Source organism: Nonomuraea sp. NEAU-A123 (assembly GCF_018603905.1).
Classification (GTDB): domain Bacteria; phylum Actinomycetota; class Actinomycetes; order Streptosporangiales; family Streptosporangiaceae; genus Nonomuraea.
The window spans coordinates 299,490-316,563 of sequence record NZ_JAHFZZ010000002.1; the positions used below are offsets into that span (position 1 = coordinate 299,490).

20 protein-coding genes and 2 pseudogenes are annotated in these 17,074 nt (G+C 71.1%); 13 read left to right on the top strand and 9 right to left on the bottom strand.

Annotation, left to right across the window (positions count from 1 at the left end; genetic code table 11):
* Window positions 1-70: 70 nt before the first annotated feature.
* From KLK06_RS05480 to KLK06_RS05500, 5 genes are read left to right on the top strand one after another with little or no spacing between them, the layout of a single operon-like run.
* Window positions 71-712, top strand: coding sequence for a TetR/AcrR family transcriptional regulator (locus KLK06_RS05480; protein ID WP_214634196.1), 642 nt, complete (start codon window positions 71-73; stop codon window positions 710-712).
* A complete protein-coding gene (locus KLK06_RS05485) occupies window positions 709-2,097 on the top strand; it encodes an MFS transporter (RefSeq protein WP_214634197.1) in 1,389 nt (462 codons plus the stop codon). The genes KLK06_RS05480 and KLK06_RS05485 overlap by 4 nt, the downstream gene beginning before the upstream one ends.
* 10 nt (window positions 2,098-2,107) lie before the next feature.
* Window positions 2,108-2,737: a bifunctional 2-polyprenyl-6-hydroxyphenol methylase/3-demethylubiquinol 3-O-methyltransferase UbiG gene (locus tag KLK06_RS05490; protein WP_214634198.1), complete on the top strand. Its 630-nt coding sequence runs from the start codon at window positions 2,108-2,110 to the stop codon at window positions 2,735-2,737.
* Window positions 2,738-2,766: 29 nt separating this feature from the next.
* Window positions 2,767-3,324, top strand: coding sequence for an RNA polymerase sigma factor (locus KLK06_RS05495; protein ID WP_214634199.1), 558 nt, complete (start codon window positions 2,767-2,769; stop codon window positions 3,322-3,324).
* Between the two features lie 29 nt (window positions 3,325-3,353).
* Complete coding sequence (locus tag KLK06_RS05500) at window positions 3,354-4,523, top strand: CU044_5270 family protein (protein WP_214634200.1); 1,170 nt, start codon at window positions 3,354-3,356, stop codon at window positions 4,521-4,523.
* A 6-nt stretch (window positions 4,524-4,529) separates the two neighbouring features.
* Here KLK06_RS05500 and KLK06_RS05505 read toward each other — a convergent pair whose 3' ends face one another.
* The 3 genes from KLK06_RS05505 to KLK06_RS05515 form a co-directional block, all read right to left on the bottom strand.
* Entirely contained in the window at window positions 4,530-5,423 is an 894-nt protein-coding gene (locus KLK06_RS05505; protein ID WP_214634201.1) for an NAD(P)-dependent oxidoreductase, read from the bottom strand.
* A gap of 178 nt (window positions 5,424-5,601) precedes the next feature.
* Window positions 5,602-6,315 carry a response regulator transcription factor gene (locus tag KLK06_RS05510; protein ID WP_250904933.1) on the bottom strand — a complete coding sequence of 238 codons (714 nt, stop codon included), beginning with the start codon at window positions 6,313-6,315 and terminating at the stop codon, window positions 5,602-5,604.
* Window positions 6,312-7,619, bottom strand: coding sequence for a sensor histidine kinase (locus tag KLK06_RS05515; protein ID WP_250904934.1), 1,308 nt, complete (start codon window positions 7,617-7,619; stop codon window positions 6,312-6,314). The genes KLK06_RS05510 and KLK06_RS05515 overlap by 4 nt, the downstream gene beginning before the upstream one ends.
* A 161-nt stretch (window positions 7,620-7,780) precedes the next feature.
* Here KLK06_RS05515 and KLK06_RS05520 point away from each other — a divergent pair, with 161 nt between their 5' ends.
* The 4 genes from KLK06_RS05520 to KLK06_RS05535 all read left to right on the top strand — a co-directional run bounded on the left by KLK06_RS05520 (window position 7,781) and on the right by KLK06_RS05535 (window position 9,743).
* Window positions 7,781-7,942, top strand: a complete 162-nt coding sequence (locus KLK06_RS05520) for a hypothetical protein (RefSeq protein ID WP_214634203.1) — start codon at window positions 7,781-7,783, stop codon at window positions 7,940-7,942.
* Window positions 7,939-8,715 (top strand): ABC transporter permease subunit, encoded by a 777-nt coding sequence (locus KLK06_RS05525; RefSeq protein ID WP_214634204.1) that lies wholly within the window; start codon window positions 7,939-7,941, stop codon window positions 8,713-8,715. Before KLK06_RS05520 ends, KLK06_RS05525 begins: the two co-directional genes overlap by 4 nt.
* Window positions 8,716-8,797: 82 nt before the next feature.
* A complete protein-coding gene (locus tag KLK06_RS05530; protein ID WP_214634205.1) occupies window positions 8,798-9,343 on the top strand; it encodes a dihydrofolate reductase family protein in 546 nt (181 codons plus the stop codon).
* A 1-nt stretch (window position 9,344) separates the two neighbouring features.
* On the top strand, window positions 9,345-9,743 hold the full coding sequence (locus tag KLK06_RS05535) for a hypothetical protein (RefSeq protein WP_214634206.1): 399 nt from the start codon (window positions 9,345-9,347) through the stop codon (window positions 9,741-9,743).
* A 328-nt stretch (window positions 9,744-10,071) separates the two neighbouring features.
* On the opposite strand, the gene KLK06_RS05540 is transcribed toward KLK06_RS05535, so the two are convergent.
* Window positions 10,072-10,953, bottom strand: a complete 882-nt coding sequence (locus KLK06_RS05540; protein ID WP_214634207.1) for a helix-turn-helix transcriptional regulator — start codon at window positions 10,951-10,953, stop codon at window positions 10,072-10,074.
* A gap of 156 nt (window positions 10,954-11,109) precedes the next feature.
* On the opposite strand from KLK06_RS05540, the gene KLK06_RS05545 reads away from it, so the two are divergent.
* Window positions 11,110-11,499, top strand: a complete 390-nt coding sequence (locus KLK06_RS05545; RefSeq protein WP_214634208.1) for an aldo/keto reductase — start codon at window positions 11,110-11,112, stop codon at window positions 11,497-11,499.
* 11 nt (window positions 11,500-11,510) lie between these two features.
* Here the strand turns inward: KLK06_RS05545 and KLK06_RS05550 are convergent, their stop codons facing one another.
* A complete protein-coding gene (locus KLK06_RS05550) occupies window positions 11,511-12,701 on the bottom strand; it encodes a S41 family peptidase (RefSeq protein ID WP_214634209.1) in 1,191 nt (396 codons plus the stop codon).
* A 37-nt stretch (window positions 12,702-12,738) separates the two neighbouring features.
* Between KLK06_RS05550 and KLK06_RS05555 the strand changes: the two genes are divergently transcribed.
* From KLK06_RS05555 to KLK06_RS61305, 3 genes and pseudogenes are all read left to right on the top strand, one after another.
* A complete protein-coding gene (locus KLK06_RS05555; protein WP_214634210.1) occupies window positions 12,739-12,879 on the top strand; it encodes a hypothetical protein in 141 nt (46 codons plus the stop codon).
* A gap of 69 nt (window positions 12,880-12,948) precedes the next feature.
* Window positions 12,949-13,588 (top strand): annotated as a pseudogene (locus KLK06_RS05560) (response regulator transcription factor).
* Window positions 13,585-14,694, top strand: coding sequence for a HAMP domain-containing sensor histidine kinase (locus KLK06_RS61305; protein ID WP_214634211.1), 1,110 nt, complete (start codon window positions 13,585-13,587; stop codon window positions 14,692-14,694). The pseudogene KLK06_RS05560 and the gene KLK06_RS61305 overlap by 4 nt, the downstream one beginning before the upstream one ends.
* A gap of 4 nt (window positions 14,695-14,698) precedes the next feature.
* Here the strand turns inward: KLK06_RS61305 and KLK06_RS62965 are convergent.
* The 4 genes and pseudogenes from KLK06_RS62965 to KLK06_RS05585 all read right to left on the bottom strand — a co-directional run.
* Window positions 14,699-14,797: pseudogene (locus KLK06_RS62965) on the bottom strand (DUF4442 domain-containing protein); the annotation flags it as partial.
* Between the two features lie 130 nt (window positions 14,798-14,927).
* Window positions 14,928-15,323 carry a 3,4-dihydroxy-2-butanone-4-phosphate synthase gene (locus KLK06_RS05575; protein WP_214634704.1) on the bottom strand — a complete coding sequence of 132 codons (396 nt, stop codon included), beginning with the start codon at window positions 15,321-15,323 and terminating at the stop codon, window positions 14,928-14,930.
* Entirely contained in the window at window positions 15,259-16,011 is a 753-nt protein-coding gene (locus tag KLK06_RS05580) for a riboflavin synthase (RefSeq protein WP_214634212.1), read from the bottom strand. The genes KLK06_RS05575 and KLK06_RS05580 overlap by 65 nt, the downstream gene beginning before the upstream one ends.
* Before the next feature lie 321 nt (window positions 16,012-16,332).
* Window positions 16,333-17,028: an NAD(P)-dependent oxidoreductase gene (locus tag KLK06_RS05585; protein ID WP_214634213.1), complete on the bottom strand. Its 696-nt coding sequence runs from the start codon at window positions 17,026-17,028 to the stop codon at window positions 16,333-16,335.
* Window positions 17,029-17,074: the final 46 nt, after the last annotated feature.

A 17,074-nucleotide genomic window follows, 5' to 3' on the forward strand; every position in this document is an offset into this window, starting at 1 on the left:
CTTTCGCGTAGCTCTGAGGTATGAGGTCCGGGCGTAGACAGTGTCTACGCTCGCCTGGTAGACACTGTCTATGGAACAGGGGAGCTCTCTTCGAGACCGGCTGATCGACGCCGGAGTGGACCTCGTGATGACCGACGGAGCCGCCTCACTGGGGCTGCGGGAGATCGCCCGCCGAGCGGGGGTGTCGCACGGGGCGCCGCGCCGTTACTTCCCCACGCATCACGCGCTGCTGTCCGCGATCGCCCGGCGCGGCTTCGCCGACCTCACGGCCCGGTTCGTGGCGGCGGCCGACGGTGAGGCGGCGCCGCGCGGCCAGTTGCGGGCGCTGGCGCGGGTGTACGTCGGGTACGCGCTGGAGTGCCGTGGCATGTTCGAGTTGATGTTCCGGCACGACGTGCTCGACAGCGAACAGCACTCCGCCGACCCGCCGCGGCTTCGGGAGTCGACCCTGCCGCTGTTCGAGCACGTCGTCGCCCTCGTCACCCGGCACCGGTCGGACGATCCCGGCCTTCGCGGCGAGGCCGGGCCGCCCCCGGAAGTGGCGGCGGCCGCCCTCTGGGCGAACCTGCACGGCCTCGCCCAGCTATGGGCCTGGGGCAGCCTGCCGCTCGCCCTCGGCGCCCCGCCACCGGGCGACGCGCCTGGTGGTGACCGGCTCGACGCGCTGGTGGCGGCGGCTCTGGACGCCCATCTCGGCCCGGTGGGCTCATGACCGAGTCCGTACGGCATCGCCTGGCGCTCCTGGCCAGTGTGGGCGGCGCGATGATCGTCGCGCTGGACGGCACGGTGCTGATCGTGGCGCAGCCCAGCCTGCAACGCGGCCTGGGCGCGAGCATGGCGCAGGTCCAGTGGACCAACACCGGCTACCTGCTCGCGGTGGCCGCGCTGCTCGTCATCGCCGGGCGCCTGGGCGACCGGTACGGGCACCGGCGGCTGCTGTTCGTCGGCGTGCTCGGCTTCGCCGCCGCGTCGGCCGGCATCGCGCTCGCGCCCGGAGTCGGCTGGGTGATCGCCCTGCGCGTCGTGCAGGGCGTGTTCGGCGCGCTCCTGCAGCCGGCCACGCTCGCCCTGCTGCGGCTGGCCTACCCGGCCGAGCGGCTCGGCCGGGCGATCGCCGTTCGTACCAGCGCCATCGGCGTGGCCGCGGCGACCGGCCCGCTGCTCGGCGGCGTTCTCGTCACCCAGTTGGGCTGGCGGGCCGTGTTCGTGGTCAACATCCCCATCGCCCTGGCGATCGCCGCGCTCACCCTCGCCGTACGGGTGCCGCCGCCGGACCGCACCGGATCCCAGCGGCTCGACCTCACCGGCGCGGCGCTGCTCGCGGGCACGCTCACGCTCCTGGTGCACACTCTGGTCGCCCTGCCGGCACGCGGATGGACCGCGCCGACGCTGCTCGAACTCACCGCCACGGCGGCCGTCGCCGCCGCACTCGTCGTGCGCGAACGCCGTAGCGCGCATCCGATCGTGCCGCCCGCCGTGGCCCGGTCCTTACCGGTGACCGCGTCGATGGCGATCCTACTCCTCGTCACCGGTGGCCTGTTCGGCGCGCTGTTCGTGGCCACGTTCTACCTCCAGGACACGCTCGGGCTGGATCCGCTCGCCGGCGGCCTGCTGGTGCTTCCGATGACCGCGCTCATGGTCGTCGGCGCGCCCGTCGCCGCCGCCGCGCTGCGCCGCTACGGCCCGCGCCACACCGCGATCGCCGGTACGGTCCTGCTCGTCCTGGGCATCGCGGCCCTGTCCCGGCTCGGTCCGGCCGGTGCGTCGGTGGCGACCGGCGTGAGCTTCGCGGTGCTCGGCGCGGGGTTCGCCACCGTCATGGTCACCGCCACCGGCACCGTCGTCGGCGACGCGCCGCCCGGGTACGCCGGAGTCGTCGGCGGCCTCAAGCAGACCGCCATGAACATCGGCCCGACCCTCGGCATCGCCGTCGCCACCAGCGTCATGCTGATCAGTTCGCCCGCCCCCGCGATGGGGCCCGCCCTGCTGGTCCTGGCCGCTCTGGCCGCCCTCGCCCTGCTACCGGCCTCTCTGCTGCCCCGTCTCAGCCCACGTACGGGGCAGCAGCCCTCGAAGGTGATCCACCCCAGCCCCTAGCCTGACCCGCATGAGCGAGGAAACCGACCTGGTCCGGCACGGCTACAACGAACTGTCCTACCTCTACCGGGGCGACGAGGACGACGACGGCGAATACGCCCCGTGGCTCGAAGAGCTCCATGCGCGCCTGCCAGCACGGGCCTCCGTGCTGGATCTCGGCTGCGGCTGCGGGGTCCCCGTCGCCCGCTCGCTGGCCGCGGCCGGGCACGACGTGACGGGCGTCGACCTCAGCGACGTCCAGATCGAGCGGGCCCGTCGACTCGTGCCCGCCGCCACCTTCATCCGGGGCGACGCCACGGCCCTGGTCCTGCCGGACGACTCCTTCGACGCGGTCGTCTGCCTGTACACCCTCATCCACCTGCCGCTGGAGCGTCAGCCCCGGCTCATCGAGAGCGTCGCCGCCTGGCTGCGGCCCTCGGGCCTGCTGCTGGCCACCGCCGGCTGGGAGCCCTGGACCGGTACCGAAAACGGCTGGCTCGGTGGCGCCACGCCCATGTGGTGGAGCCACACCGACGTGGCCACCTACCGATCGTGGCTGCGGGAGGCCGGGCTGGAGGTCATCTCGGAGGGATTCGTCCCGGAGGGGGACAGCGGGCACGCCCTGTTCTGGGCCCGCAAGATTCCGGGTGGGGTGCGGTAATCCCGGAGCGGTTGGAGGGACTACTGGGTGTGGACGATCCTCAAGAACGATTCACCGAACTCTATGACCGGCACTACCGGAGCGTTCTGGGCTACGCGCTGCTGCGTGCCGAGCGTGACGCGGCCGAGGACGTCTCCAGCGAGACGTTCCTCGTCGCCTGGCGGCGGCTGGACGACCTGCCGGAACCGCCACTGCCGTGGTTGCTCGGCGTGGCGCGCAACCTGCTGGCCAAGCAGCGCGACTCACGCCATCGGCGGCAGGCCCTGGTCGACCGGATAACAGCACTGACCACCTCGCGCGAACACGTGAGCTGGGACGTGGCCGACCACGTCATCGACAGGGAGAGCGCGCTGGCCGCGCTGTCGGCCCTGCCGGAGCAGGACGTGGAGGCGATGGTGTTCGCCACCTGGTACGGGCTGCCGCCCGAGCAGGCCGCCGCCGTCATGGGCTGTTCGGTCAGGACGTACAACGTCAGGCTCCACCGCGCGCGTAAACGGCTGGCCAGCGCGCTGCGCCTGGAACCGGGCGGCACTCGCCCTCAGGCCCGTACGGTCCGCGGCCGGTTCCAAGAGACCTCAGAGACCTGATGCCCGCAGCACCCCACCCGGAGGATGACATGACCGACCGCTTGTTCGCCCAGCTCAAGCCCACGGAGCTGGACGAGATGACAGAAGAGGCCCACCGGCGGCGCCGCTCGGCCGACCTGGCCCGCGCCTTCCAGACCCCCCGCTCCGCACGCCCCTCCCGAAACCGGTTCCGGACCCCGTTCCTGCTGGTCGCGGGCGCGGCCGCGGCCGGAGTGGCCGCGGCGGCGGTGATCGTCGTGTCCGGCGAACCCACGCCCCCGGCCACCACACCTCCCACCGCGCGGACCGCGATCGCGGCCAAGCCCGTGGACGCGCGCTCGTTCCTGCTCGCGGCGGCCGCGACCGCGGTGCGCGAGCCGGCCAGGTCCGGCCGCTACTGGTACGTCCGCGAGCGCACCTTCCAGCGGGTGCACGTGGCGCCGGGCGAGTACATGGCCGCCATGCAGACCCTGATAGCGGAGGAGAAGCGGAAGGAGAAGGAGCTCAAGGACAAGCCGGACGAGCTCGCCGCCCAACGCAAGGACATCTCACGCAAGATGGGCGAGCTCAAGAACTCCGAACTGCCGTACCAGGCGTTCACCGCCGACACCCAGGAATCCTGGCGCGCGATGAAACCGGGCGAGGCCAGCCGCTTCGCCGGACACCAGGACGTGAGCGTAACCTTCGGCTCCCCGCAGGACGAAGCCGACTGGAAGGCCGCGGGCTCGCCCATCCTGGCCGAGAAGAGGCCCGCCACACGCGACGACAGCAGCGAGCGGATCCTGTCGATCGACAACCCGAGCCTGACGATCCAGAACATCTCGCGGCTGCCCACCAGCCAGGACGCGTTGAAGCGCCGCCTGGACACCCTGTTCAAGCAGAGCCCCAACAGCGCCCAGGCCGGCATGACCGTCTACCTGTGGCAGACGGGCGTGGACCTGATGACCGCGCCGATCAAGCCCGGCACCCGGTCGGCCCTGTTCAAGGTGCTGGCCGACCAGAACGGCATCACCTCGCAGGGGCAGGTCACCGACGCGGTGGGGCGTACCGGGGTCGCCCTGTCGACGACGGGGGACGACGGGATCGAGTTCCGGATGATCATCAACGAGGAGACGGCCGAGCTGCTGCAGTACGAGGTCGTGCAGAAAGGCCAGCCGCTCCTGCGGGTGGCCCTGGAGCAGATGGGCTGGGCCGACCGCCTGGGTGACCTCCCAGCCTAGGATTCATCATCCTCCGCCGGAGGTCCGATCGGCGTCGAAGCCCGTCCGCCAGGTCGGGTGGACCGGCCGCCAGCCGAGGGTGGCGCGGGCCAGGCCATTGTCGGCGCCACGCTCCCACCCGGCGCGCCCGGCCCGCCCGTCCGGGCCGGGTACGGGCGCGCCGACCGCCTTGGCCAGCACCGGAAGCCACTCGAAGGCCGGCGCGGGCTCGTCGTCGACGACGTTGACCGGACCGCTCGGCCAATCGAGAGCGGCGACGGCCGCCCGAGCCGCGTCCGCCACGTGCAGGAACGAGGTGACGGCGTCGTTGGCCACCAGCTTCCCCGGGAAGCCCGCCGCCGGCTCGCCACGCAGCCTCGCCGCGGCCAGGCCGTCGGGGGAGTACCAGGTGCCCGGGCCGTAGAACATGCCGTAGCGCAAGATGACGTGGTGTTCCAGCTCGGCGGACGCCTCCTCCAGCGCGTGAACGCCACCGACCATCCCCGCCCGGGGCTCGGGCGCGCCGACGTCGAGCGGGACGCTCTCGGTGGCCGGCGCGTCTCCCGGCGCGTACGCCCAGGCGATGGACTGGGCGACGATGCGGCCAACGCCCGCTTCCTTGGCGGCGTCGACGAGGTTGCGGGTACCCACCCGGCGGATGCGGCTGTTCTCGGCGAGCGCGCCACCGCTCAGCGCGGTGAGCTGGTGGATGATCGCGTCGGGGGCCACGTCGGCGAGGGCGCGCCGTGTGCCGGCGGCGTCGAAGACGTCCAGCCGTACTGGGGTTGCCCCCTGGGCGCGCAGTGACTCCAGGCCCGCGTCGGAGCGGGACCCTCCGGTGACCCGGTGCCCGGCGCCGATCAGCAGCGGGACGAGCAGCCGGCCGACGGCGCCCGAAGCGCCCGCGACGAAGACGTGCATAGGGGGAGATTATTGCTGAACGCCCCCGGCCACGGCTCCTCAGCCCCGCCCCTCCGCACATCCGCTCGTCAGCCCGGCCGCTCCGCATGTCGGCTCGTCAGCCCCGCCGCATCGTGCGGCGGCTCGTCAGCCCGGCCGCTTCGCGCGGGCAATCTCGGCCCCGCGGGCGCGCGGCACGCTATCTCGGCCCGCGGGAGCGCGGCACGACCAGTCCCGTCTCGTACGCGGTGACGACCGCCTGCGTCCTGTCGCGTAGCCCGAGCTTGCTCAGCACCCGGCTCACGTGCGTTTTGACGGTCTCCTCCGTGACCGTCAACCGGTCGGCTATCTCCGGATTGGACAGCCCTTCGGCGATGAGCCGCAGGACCTGCGTTTCGCGGGGGGTGAGCGCGGAGGTGGAGGAGGCGTCGGGTTTCGGCCGCAACTGGGCGAACTCGCTGATGAGGCGACGGGTGACCGCCGGGGCCAGCAGCGCTTCGCCGGCGGCGATGACCCGTACCGCGTCGAAGAGCCGTTCGGCGGTGACGTCCTTGAGCAGGAACCCGCTGGCCCCGGCACGCAGCGCGTCGTAGACGTACTCGTCCAGGTCGAACGTCGTCAGGATGAGGACGCGCGGCCCGGCAGCGGTGGAGCCGGCCAGTCGCCTGGTCGCTTCGATGCCGTCCATGCCCGGCATGCGGACGTCCATGAGGACGACGTCGGGGGACAGCTCGCGGCAGATCCGTACGGCCTCGGCGCCGTCGGCGGCCGTACCGACGACCTCGAAGTCCGGTTGGGTGGCGAGCAGCTCAGCGAAGCCGGTGCGGACCACCGGATGATCGTCGACGACGGCGATCCGGACCGCCGGCGGCTCGGCACCCATCGGGCCATCCGCCGGGAGCTCAGCATTCATCCGGCCATCTCCTCCTTTCCCGGCAGGCGGGCCTCGACGAGGAAGCCGCCGCATTCGGCGGGGCCGGTGCGCAGGGCGCCGCCGACGGCCGCGGCGCGTTCGCGCATGCCGGACAGCCCGTGACCGCCGCCGGGCGTCACGGTGGACAGCCCGGGTCCGTTGTCGCGGATGAGCAGCCGCAGGTCGTCGCCGGTGTAGTGCAGCTCGACGTCGACGGCGGCGCCGGGGGCGTGCCGCCGGGCGTTGGTGAGGGCCTCCTGGACGATGCGGTAGGCCGCGAGTTCGACGCCGGGGTCGAGCGTGACCGGCGGGCCGCGGAGGATGAGGCGTGTCCCCGTCCCCGACGCGTCCCGTGACTCGTCGAGCAGCTCGTTGAGCTCCCGCAGGCGCAGTCCCGGCTGGGGCCGCCGGACCGCCGGATCCGCCTCCGCGTCCTCGCGCAGCACCCCGAGCAGCCGCCGCATCTCGGTCAGCGCCGCCCGCGCGGTGTCGCCGATGGCGGACAGCCGCTCGGCGCCGGCGGACGGCATGCCGGGAGTGGTCAGCCGGGCGGTCTCCGCCTGTACGGCGACCATGGAGATGTGGTGGGCGACGACATCGTGCAGTTCGCGGGCGATGCGGGCGCGTTCGCCGCGCGCCGTGTGCTCGATCAGGGTGTCGGCGATGGCCTGCCGGGCGGTGGTGTTGGCCAGGGCCTCGCTGCGCGCCCGCCGGGCCGTTCCGGCCAGGGCCGCCGCCGGGGTCAGGCAGGCCAGCAGCAGGATGAGAATCCGCACCTCACTGCCTGCCGCAGAGCAGATCGACGAGCCCGCGACGGCACCGGCCAGGGCCAGCACCAGGTACGGCGCGGCGAGAACCAGCGCCAGCCGCTGCGAACCCGCCCGTCCGAGCCGGTATCCGGCGATCAGCTGCGCGCCCACGCCCGCCACGGTCAGCGTCTGGAAGGCCACGAGTGACAGCCCCATCGTCGCGAAGACGCCCACCCCGGCCCCGGGCGGGTGCCCCCGCAAGAACGCGATCGGCAGCGTGGTGGCCAGGCCGATCAGGGGGAGTATCACCAGGTACAGCGGGGCGGCGGCGCTCTCGGGCGGCGGCGTACTCGCGGCGTGCCCGATCGTCGCGCCCACCGGCGAGGTGTCGGCGAACCCGATCACCGGGGCCAGCCGCGGGCTTACGGCCTGCGCGATCGACTCGGCCACCGCGAACAGCGCCAGCAGCACGCCCACCCCGACGGGCGCGTAGGGGGCCGCGGCGATCCGCCGTCCCCTGTCCGCCCACCCGGCCGCCCGCTCCACGCAGGTCATTGTTCCGTTTATGCGGTGTTCTGACATCCCTCACGTGGGGGACGGGAGATCCCTCGAGTCAGCGACGGTGAAGATGGCTCGGCGGCGTGACGACCGGTGGCGGGCCGCTGCCTAGTGTGCCTTGGCATGCAAGCAACCATCGAGGTCGCCGGAGCCACGCGATGAGCACCATCACCGCGACCTCCATGACCGGTCAGATCCATGTGTCCGATCCCGACCCGCGAGTTCGCCTGCAGCCATGGGCCGGGTTGGCCGTGTTCTGCGGTTATGCGGCGCTCGCCCTCGGCTTGGCCATGTTCCGGCTGCGTGGGAGGGACGCATGAGGCGGGAACTCCACGCGGAGTGGACGAAGCTGCGTACCGTCGCGAGTCCCGCCTGGCTGCTGCTCACCGCCATCACACTGACCGCGGCGATGAGCGCCGCGGCCGCCGCGGCCGTGTCCTGCCCGTCGGCGGGATGCGATCAGGACATCACCAAAGTCAGTCTCATGGGCGTCCAGGCGGGCCAGGCGGTCGTCGCCATCCTGGCGGTGCTGGCGATCAGCGGCGAATACAGCACCGGCATGATCCGCACCACCCTCACCGCGATGCCGCGCCGGGTCACCGTCCTGACCGCCAAGGCGAGCATCGTCACCGGGCTGACGCTGGCCGCGGCGACCATCGCGGTGCTCGCGTCCGTGCTGGCCGGACGGCTCATCCTGCCCGGCAACGGCTTCACCGCCGCACACGGCTACGCGCCGCTGTCCCTGGCCGACGGACCCACCCTGCGTGCGGCCTTCGGCTCGGTCCTCTACCTCGGGCTGATCGCCCTGCTCAGCCTCGGCTTCGCGGCCATGGTACGGGACTCGGCAGCGGCCATCGGGATCGTGTTCGGGCTGCTCTACGTTCTCTCGATCCTGCCCGTCATGATCTCCGACCCGGACTGGCAGCGGCTCCTCTGGCGGATCTCGCCGATGAGCGCCGGGCTCGCCGTCCAGGCCACCACCCACCTGTCGAGCCTGCCCCTCAGCCCGTGGGCGGGGCTCGGCGTACTCGCCGTATGGGCCGCCGCCGCGCTCCTGGGCGGCGGGCTGGCGCTACGGCTGCGCGACACCTGACGCTCTGCCGACCATTGCGGAAGTCTTGACAACTATATTTTTCGGTGGGAGGCTGAAGGAACCTCAGACAAGGAGCACAGCGATGAGAAAGATCGTGGCGGGCCTGTTCATCTCCCTGGACGGCGTCGTGGAGTCACCCGAGAAGTGGCACTTCCCCTACTTCAACGATGAGATGGGGCAGATCGTCGGCTCGCAGATGGAGCAGGCCGACGTCATGCTGCTCGGCCGGCGGACCTACGAGGAGTTCGCCGCCCACTGGCCGCACGAGGACCCGGCTGCCAACCCGTTCGCCGACCGCATGAACAACACGCCCAAGTACGTCGTCACCACCACCCTCGACACCGCCGAGTGGCAGAACACCACGATCATCAAGGGCGACGTCGCGGCCCAGCTGACCGAGCTCAAGCAGCAGCCGGGCAAGGACATCGGCATGACCGGCAGCGCCACTCTGGTCAGGTCACTGCTGGCCGACGGCCTGCTCGACGAGCTGCGCCTGCTGGTCCACCCGATCGTGATCGGCACCGGCAAGCGCCTGTTCGAGGAGGGCACCGGGCAGATCCCGCTCCAGCTCCTCGACTCCCAGACCCTCAGCACCGGCGTCCTCTCCCTCACCTACGGGAAGGCGTGACGTGACAGCCAAGACCGTCGCCGACAAGCTGCTGGTCAAGCCGCAGACCGCCGTCTGGATCTCCGACGACGAGCACCGCTCACGCGTCGAGCCGCTGCCCGAGGGCGCGCGGCACATCGACGACCTGGGCGAGGCGGGCGTGGCGGTGCTGTTCGCCGCCGACGCCGCCGCGGCCCGGCAACTCCTCGACAAGCACCGCGACCAGCTCACCCAGCCCGCGACCCTGTGGGTGGCCTACCCGAAGGGCAACAAGGCCGACATCAATCGCGACACACTCTGGCCCATCGTCGCCGAGTACGGCCTGCGGCCGAACGGGCAGGTCGCGGTGGACGAGATCTGGTCGGCGCTACGCTTCCGCCCGCTCAAGGAGGGCGAGCCGCCCTTCACCGGCGGACGCTAGCCCGGAGGCGGCCTCGCCACCGCGTAGGTGAGGCACAAAGCCGTTCGAAACGATCTACGTGTGCGGCGCCCGCGCCACCGAGGTGTGCGGCCTGGAGCCGCACGCCGCCCGGAAGTCCTCGACCCGGACGGCATCAGCCTGTCACTCGCGGAAGCGCCGCCCAGTAAGCCGCCTTGCCGGCCGATGGTCTGCGGATGCTCAACGTCACCTCCTCCAGCGGGGGTGGGACCGGAACCCTGCCACGGCACCCGGTAGCTGCTGGTCAGCCGCGTCGGCGTGGGCTGGACAGCGTCTCGGTTCCCCGGTACGAGGTCCGAGGCCGAGGCGTTCATTCGGTGACGGGCCGGGCCTCGGTGGGGGCGTCGGTGTTGTGCGCGGCCCAGGCGGCCAGGAGTTGCAGGCCGTCGCCGGAGGGGGTGCCGGGTCCGGCGGAGTAGGTCAGGAGGGTGAGGGGCTGTTCGCCGGGCAGCTCGAAGGCTTCGTAGTCGAGGTCGAGGTCGCCGATGGCGGGGTGGTGGAAGCGTTTGGTGCCGTGCTGGTGGACATAGACGTCTTGGGCGGCCCACCAGGTGCGGAAGGGATCGCTACGCATGGACAGTTCACCGATGAGGTTGACCAGGTGCTGGTCGTGGGGGTTGCGGGCGGCGGCGATGCGCAGCGCGGCGACGGCGGAGCGGGCGACTTGCGCCCAGTCGGGGTAGAAGGCCTGGGCGTGGGGGTTGAGGAAGGTGAACCGCATCGAGTTCACCGGCAAGCCCTCACCGGCGGCGAACATGGGCGCATACAGGGCCATGGCGAGGGGGTTGGCGGCCAGAATGTCGAAGCGATGGTCGCGCACGAGCGCGGGCACCCCGGTCATCGCCTCCAGGACCCGGCGGACCGGCGCCCGGACTTCGGGGGTATTGACGCGGCGGGTGCGGGCGGGCGGGGTGGCGGCGGCGCGTGCCAGGTGGTGCAGATGCGCGGTCTCGGTGTCGTCCAGGCGCAGGGCGCGGGCGATGGCGTTCAAGAAGCTGTCAGAGGCGCCGGCGAGGTTCCCGCGTTCCAGGCGCGTGTAGTACTCGACGCTGACCCCGGCCAGCGCGGCGACCTCGCCGCGGCGCAGTCCCTCAACTCGGCGGCGGCCGTGGAAGAGGATCCCGGCCTGCTGCGGGCTGACCTTGGCCCGGCGTGAGGCGAGGAATGCCCGGACCTCGCTGCGGTTGTCCATATTCCCAGGTTAGGCACCCCACCGGCGGTGAGGGGGTCTCTGCCGGTACCCCTTTAGCCGGTGACTGTCTCCCGCCGCCGGTGAGGGATTGGCTGGAAGCACAAGGACCGCACAGCACGATCACCCGGGTCCTCGGCCATACAAGGGGGAACCATCATGAAGCATGTGAAGCTTGGCGAGCTCGACGTGGCCAGGATTGGGCTGGGCGCGATGGGTATGTCCCACGGTTACACCGACTCGGGGACCGATGAGGCCGAGTCGATCGCCACGCTGCACCGCGCTCTGGACCTGGGCGTCACTTTGATCGACACCGCCGAGATCTACGGCCCCTACACCAACGAGGAGCTCCTCGGCCGGGCGCTGAAGGGCCGCCGTGACCAGGTGGTGCTGGCGACGAAGTTCGGGCTGGTGTCCCACTCCGGGGCGGGGCCGTGGACGCTGGACTCCCACCCCGCGAAGGGAGACGCGGCCGCGATCAGCTTGAGATGGACCAACGCCAGGTCGGGTCTTGGCCAACCCACCCTGGCGAGGCCGCTATTGCCGTAGTGGCAAGCGCGTCAAAGAAGCGTCAGCGCCTTGGCCACGCCCGGGTCGCGGCCGGTGGCCAGGTCGAGGGCGGTCATGGGGGCGTAGTGGTCGACCGGCACGCCGATCGTGTCGATGATTTCGCGGCCGGGCCCAAGATGCCGGACCCTGGGCAAGAGCAGGACGCTGCCGTCGTCGAGGAGGTATCCCTCGCTGGGGCCGGAGACGGCCCCAGCGGTGCGGGTCCCGATGAGGGTGCCCAGGCCGTTGTCCTTGACCGCCGCGCTGAAGTCCTCGCAGGCCGAGGCGCATCCGCGGTCGGTGAGGACGACCAGGCGCGAGCCGAGCAGCGGGACACTGTCGTCGGTCCGGTTGGGCACGCAGTCGCCCTTGAGCGGGCAGAAGTAGCTGGTGACCTTGCCGTGCGCGAACGCGCCGAGCAGCCGCGTCACCTCGCGCGGCGACCCGCCGCCGTTGCCGCGCAGATCGAGGACCACCGCCTTCGGCTTGTCCTGCAGCTTGGCGATGACCTGGTCGGCGGCGCCTTCGTAGAATCCGGGCAGTTGGACGTACGCGACGCCGTCGGCGAGCTTCTTTGACGTCACCGCCGGAGGCTGCTGCGTGATAGGGCCCTCTTTGAGGTCGACGACGCGGATCCGTCCCGTCGTAGGACGCTTGAGCGTGAGCCGTACCGTGCCGGAGGCGAAGGCGTCGAGGATGCTCTGATTCACGGTGTCCCCGATGAACGCCGGCACGCCGTTGACCTTGACGATGATGTCACCTGCTCTGATGTCGGCCTTGGCGGCGGGGCTGCCGGGCAGAACGCGGGTGACGAACAGCGGCGGCCGGGCCGCGGGGTCGAGCTGCGGTCCCTGCTGGGCCGACACGCCCACGATGCCCGTTCCGGTTGGCCCGCCCTCCGGCGACGGGGTCGGCCTGACCCAGCGGGCGTGGTTGTCGTGCAGTCCGGCGACCATGCCGGTGATCGCGGCGCGCAGGGCGGCGGGGTCGCCGGCGCCGAGGACTTTCGCGAAGGCGGCCCAGTCGGTGCCGCGGTTCCCGGTCAGGGCGGGCAGGCGAAGGTCGGCCCGGTCGGCGCCGCGCCGCATCAGGTTCTGGGTGTAGGCGGCTAAGGCGCTCTTCAGCAGCGCCTTCGAATCCATGTCCGGGCCGCTGTAGTAGTTGTCCAGCACGCAGAAGTACGCCTGCCGGAGCGTGTTCACCGAAGTCGGCGGTGCCGATTGCGGCGGTGGCGCCGTGATGGCGGTGCAGCCCCCGCTGGGGGAGGCCGGCTGGGGCGTCGGGGTCGATGCGAGCGCGGACGCGGGTGCGGACATGGAGCAGGCCGTCACCAGGACGGCGGCGCAGAGGGCTCTGATCATGGCCGCCAGCGTGGCCTGAAGCGGGTTGCACGGTCGTGAACGGATCCGTTAACGCCATTGTTACCCCGGTTCGGGTACGAACGTCGGCATGCGGGTTCTGGTGGCCGAGGACGAACGCGACCTGGCCGATCTCGTGGCGGTGGGGTTGCGCCGCCAGGCCATGGCCGTTGACGTGGTGTACGGCGGGGCCGCCGCGGTGGAGCGGCTGGCGGTGCACGACTACGACGTTCTCGTGCTGGATCGGGACCTGCCCGAGATGCACGGCGACCTCGTGTGCCGTGAGCTGGTGGACGCGGATTCTGATGATGACGGCGGCGGCGTCGGTGCCGGAGCGGGTCGCGGGGCTCGGGATGGGGGCCGACGACTACCTGCCCAAACCGTTCGACTACGCCGAGCTGGTCGCACGGGTGCGGGCGCTGGGGCGGCGCAGCCGGTCGCAGGTGCCTCCGGTGCTGATGCGGCACGGAATCGTGCTCGACGCTCACCGGCTGCAAGCCTCGCGGGACGGCCGGCACCTGCACTTGTCGCTCAAGGAGTTCGCCGTCCTTGAGGTGCTGATGAGGGCGGACGGCGCGGTCGTGAGCTCCGAACGGCTGCTTGAAGAGGCATGGGACGAGAACGCCGATCCGTTCACCACGGTGGTGCGGGTCCTGGTCAGCCGCCTACGGGCCAAGCTGGGCGACCCACCGTGCATTCAGACGATTCCCGGTGCGGGATACCTGCTGTGACGACGATCCGGGTACGGCTCACGCTGATCTACTCCGGACTGTTCCTGCTGACCTCGGTCGTGTTGCTGGTCACGGTCAACCTCCTGCTGCGCCAGTCGCTGGACATGCGGATCGCCCGGCTGCCCGGTGGAGCAGTGGCGCCGATGCTGGGGGTGCGGGTCGATGGGTCGCCGCCGCTGCCGCAGTTGGTGAACGACGTGATCGGCTACCAGTGGGAGGTGACCGCGTTGACGGTCGGGATCCTGGCGCTGGTCTCGTTGGTCGTCGGATGGCTGGTCGCCGGGCGGATCCTGCGGCCCATCCACCGGATCACCGCCACCGCGCAGCGGCTGTCCCTGTCGACCCTGCACGAACGGATCGCGCTCGCCGGGCCGAAGGATGAGCTGAAGGAACTGGCCGACACCTTCGACGCGATGCTCGACCGGCTCGAACTCTCCGTCGCGGGGCAGCGGCGGTTCATCGCGAACGCCTCCCACGAGTTGCGGACCCCGCTGGCCGTCCAGCGGGCGGCGATCGAGATCGGGCTCCCCGAGGACGTCGGCCAGATCCGTGGCACGCTCCTGCTCCACAACCACCGCGCGGAGAACCTCATCGACGCCCTGCTGGTCCTGGCCCAGGCGGAACACGGCCTGGACGACAGGAGCCCGGTGGCCCTGGACCAGGTGGTACGGCTCGTTCTGGCGGAAAGAGGTTCGGACGGCGTCACCGTGACGGAGCGGGCAGAGCCGTTCGTCGTCGATGGGGACCCTGTCCTGCTGAACCGGCTCGTCACCAACCTCCTCGACAACGCGGTTCGCTACAACCATCCCGGCGGAACCGTTGAGGTAACGCTCTCCCGTGGAGTCTTGACGGTCCGCAACACCGGCCCGCACGTGCCCCAGGAGCGTTTCGGCGATCTTTTCGAGCCCTTCCGGCGGCTGCAGACGACCCGTGGACAGGGCGCCGGGCTCGGGTTGTCGATCGTCGCGTCGATCGCGAAGGCTCACGGGGCCGACGTGCGAGCGAGCCCCAACCCGGGGGGCGGGTTGGAGCTCGTCGTGGTTTTCGCGGGAGCACCGTCCCCACGGCCTCGATGTGATCGCCCACGGCAGGCGCCAGGAGATTGATCTTGTACTCGACCGTGAGGACCGAAGTGTTCTCAGGGGCCAGCGTGAGCGCCGCATAGCCGCCCGCGCTGTCTGCGATGGCGCTGGTGGCTCCCGCGTGGATGTAGCACCTGCTGCTGTTGCGTCTGGTCTTCCATGGCCTCTCTCATCCCGCACGCCCCGACCCCGTATCCGACTATTTGATCTTCCCGGGCTTGATTGCCGGACTTCCTGAAGCGGAGGAGCGGGGGTCGTCATAGGTGCTTCCTGAGGTCGGCCACATCCAGCAGGGGCAGGCCCCAGCGCAGGGCGGCGATCTCCAGGTCGGCGGCCTGCGCCATGGTCCCGTCGGGATTCATGACCTCGCAGCACACTCCGACGGGAGGCAGCCCGGCCGCCACGCACATGGCGACGGTGGCCTCGGTGTGACCGGCGCGTTCGACGAGCCCTCCGGGGCGCGCGGCGAGCGGGAAGACGTGTCCTGGCCGCAGGAAGTCGTCCGGCCGGGCCTCCGGATGAGCCAGGCGGCGCACGGTCGCGGCACGTTCGGCGGCCGACACCCCGGTGCCGGTCCCGGTGACCAGATCAACCGGGATGTGCGGGCGGGTGCCGTGCCGGTCGCCGGGGCCCGGGACGGGGTCGATGTCCAGTCACCACGGCTCCGCCAGCGGCGAGTTGCGCGAGCGCCTGCTGCACGCCGCGCCCGCCGGAGAGCCGGCCGGCCCACGGAAGCGCCGCGACCACCTCGGTCACCGCCTGCGCCAGGTCGGGTGACCGGCGCCGCACCAGGCGGATGATCAGGTCGGGTTCCAGATTCACCCGATCGCCGACGGACAGCCCCGACAGCGTGCTGGCCTGCAGAGTCAGCGGGATCAGCGTCACCGAGAACCGGTCGCGGGACACCTCGGCGACGCTCAGGCTCACCCCGTCGACCGCGATCTGACCCTTCGCGACGACCAGCGAGAGGAAGCGCTCAGGCGGTTTGATCCACAGGTGACGTGCGGCTCCCTCGTCATCGATCCGCACGATCTTGCCCACGGCGTCCACGTTGCCCTGGACCAGGTGGCCGGCGAGCGGGTCACCCAGCGCCAGAGGAGTCTCCACGTTGACCCGTGTGCCCGGCCGGATCTGGTCAAAGGTCGATCTGCGCCGGGTTTCGGCCGACAGTCTGGCTTCCAGTACCTGCGTCTCGTACGCGGTCTGGAGAACGGTCAGGCCTACGCCGTTCAGGCAGATCGACCCTGGCGCGCCCGCGGCGGCCTTGGGAGCGCTGACCGCGATGCGCGCCTCATCGACGGCCACCACCGTGCCGATTTCCTGGACGTTGCCGGTGAACATGCGACCCACCTCTCGACAGCAGGAGGACGAGCCTCACTGCACGAAGAACCAGGGGCCGGAACAGGCCCGAGAGGTGGCGGGGTGTCACCGCGTGGCCCGGATTCGCACCGAGTCGTCCCGCCGAAGTCAGCGGAACCGGCGGGCTGTCACCGCCGCACCTTGGAATCGCACCGATCAACGTTTATCACTCAACAGCCTGATGGGTCAAAGATTGCCGGTGAATCTGACAGGCCTCCGACCGCCATCGGAGCGGGTGTAGATGTCGATCTACCGGCCGCCAATGGGCATCGGCCGCCAAGCCCGACCGTCGGACGAACCGGCTCAGCTTTTGGCGAGTGCTTCGCCGCGGATCCACTGGAGCAAGGTGGGGTTGTCGACGGTGGTGATGACGCCGACGGTGGCGCGGAGGTAGCGGTCGTCGTCCAGCAGGGCCAGCATGCTCGCGGCCAGGTCCGCACGGGCGGTGAACCTGCCGTCGGCGTGGCTCTCGACGAGGGTGTAGTCGGTGACCGACGGCAGGTGGTAGAGCCCGCTCGGGCGTACGATCGTCCAGTCCAGATCGCTGGCGCGGACCAGCGCTTCCATCCGCCGCATGTCGTCGTACAGCGTCTTGCCCAGCACCCGCGTCACGTACGGCAGCAAGACCCGGTTGAACAGGAACCCGCCATCGGAGTACGGGTGCGGGTCGACCCCGCTCGAGCTCACCACGGCGAGCCGACGCACCCGATGCCGTCGCATCGCGGCGACAATGTTCGCCACACCCCGCGAATAGGTGCTGATCGGTTCCTTCCCAGCGGGTACCCCGAGCGTCGACAGCACCGCATCCCGCTCCGCCACGGCGGCGTCGACGGCCGCCGGATCGAGCACGTCGGCGCCGACCACCTCGAGCCGATCATGGCGCAGCGGAAACGAGTCCGGTTGCCGGGTGATCGCGGCGACCTGATGTCCGGCGGCGAGTGCCTGGTCGGTGAGCAGGCGGCCGGTGGGGCCATTGGCTCCGAAGACTGCGATACGCATGACGGCTGTCCTTCCCTGGTGTTCGTCAGAAGCTGGAGGCGGCCCG

What these genes read in the sequence shown, in the direction of transcription:
- KLK06_RS05520 (WP_214634203.1), top strand. Translation starts at nt 7,781, where the DNA reads ATGAGCACCATCACCGCGACCTCCATGACCGGTCAGATCCATGTGTCC.
- KLK06_RS05480 (WP_214634196.1), top strand. Translation starts at nt 71, where the DNA reads ATGGAACAGGGGAGCTCTCTTCGAGACCGGCTGATCGACGCCGGAGTG.
- KLK06_RS05585 (WP_214634213.1), bottom strand. Translation starts at nt 17,028, where the DNA reads ATGCGTATCGCAGTCTTCGGAGCCAATGGCCCCACCGGCCGCCTGCTC.
- KLK06_RS05580 (WP_214634212.1), bottom strand. Translation starts at nt 16,011, where the DNA reads ATGTTCACCGGCAACGTCCAGGAAATCGGCACGGTGGTGGCCGTCGAT.
- KLK06_RS05555 (WP_214634210.1), top strand. Translation starts at nt 12,739, where the DNA reads ATGGCGGTGCAGCCCCCGCTGGGGGAGGCCGGCTGGGGCGTCGGGGTC.
- KLK06_RS05510 (WP_250904933.1), bottom strand. Translation starts at nt 6,315, where the DNA reads ATGAATGCTGAGCTCCCGGCGGATGGCCCGATGGGTGCCGAGCCGCCG.
- KLK06_RS05540 (WP_214634207.1), bottom strand. Translation starts at nt 10,953, where the DNA reads ATGGACAACCGCAGCGAGGTCCGGGCATTCCTCGCCTCACGCCGGGCC.
- KLK06_RS05490 (WP_214634198.1), top strand. Translation starts at nt 2,108, where the DNA reads ATGAGCGAGGAAACCGACCTGGTCCGGCACGGCTACAACGAACTGTCC.
- KLK06_RS05505 (WP_214634201.1), bottom strand. Translation starts at nt 5,423, where the DNA reads ATGCACGTCTTCGTCGCGGGCGCTTCGGGCGCCGTCGGCCGGCTGCTC.
- KLK06_RS05500 (WP_214634200.1), top strand. Translation starts at nt 3,354, where the DNA reads ATGACCGACCGCTTGTTCGCCCAGCTCAAGCCCACGGAGCTGGACGAG.
- KLK06_RS05530 (WP_214634205.1), top strand. Translation starts at nt 8,798, where the DNA reads ATGAGAAAGATCGTGGCGGGCCTGTTCATCTCCCTGGACGGCGTCGTG.
- KLK06_RS05485 (WP_214634197.1), top strand. Translation starts at nt 709, where the DNA reads ATGACCGAGTCCGTACGGCATCGCCTGGCGCTCCTGGCCAGTGTGGGC.
- KLK06_RS05515 (WP_250904934.1), bottom strand. Translation starts at nt 7,619, where the DNA reads ATGACCTGCGTGGAGCGGGCGGCCGGGTGGGCGGACAGGGGACGGCGG.
- KLK06_RS05545 (WP_214634208.1), top strand. Translation starts at nt 11,110, where the DNA reads ATGAAGCATGTGAAGCTTGGCGAGCTCGACGTGGCCAGGATTGGGCTG.
- KLK06_RS05525 (WP_214634204.1), top strand. Translation starts at nt 7,939, where the DNA reads ATGAGGCGGGAACTCCACGCGGAGTGGACGAAGCTGCGTACCGTCGCG.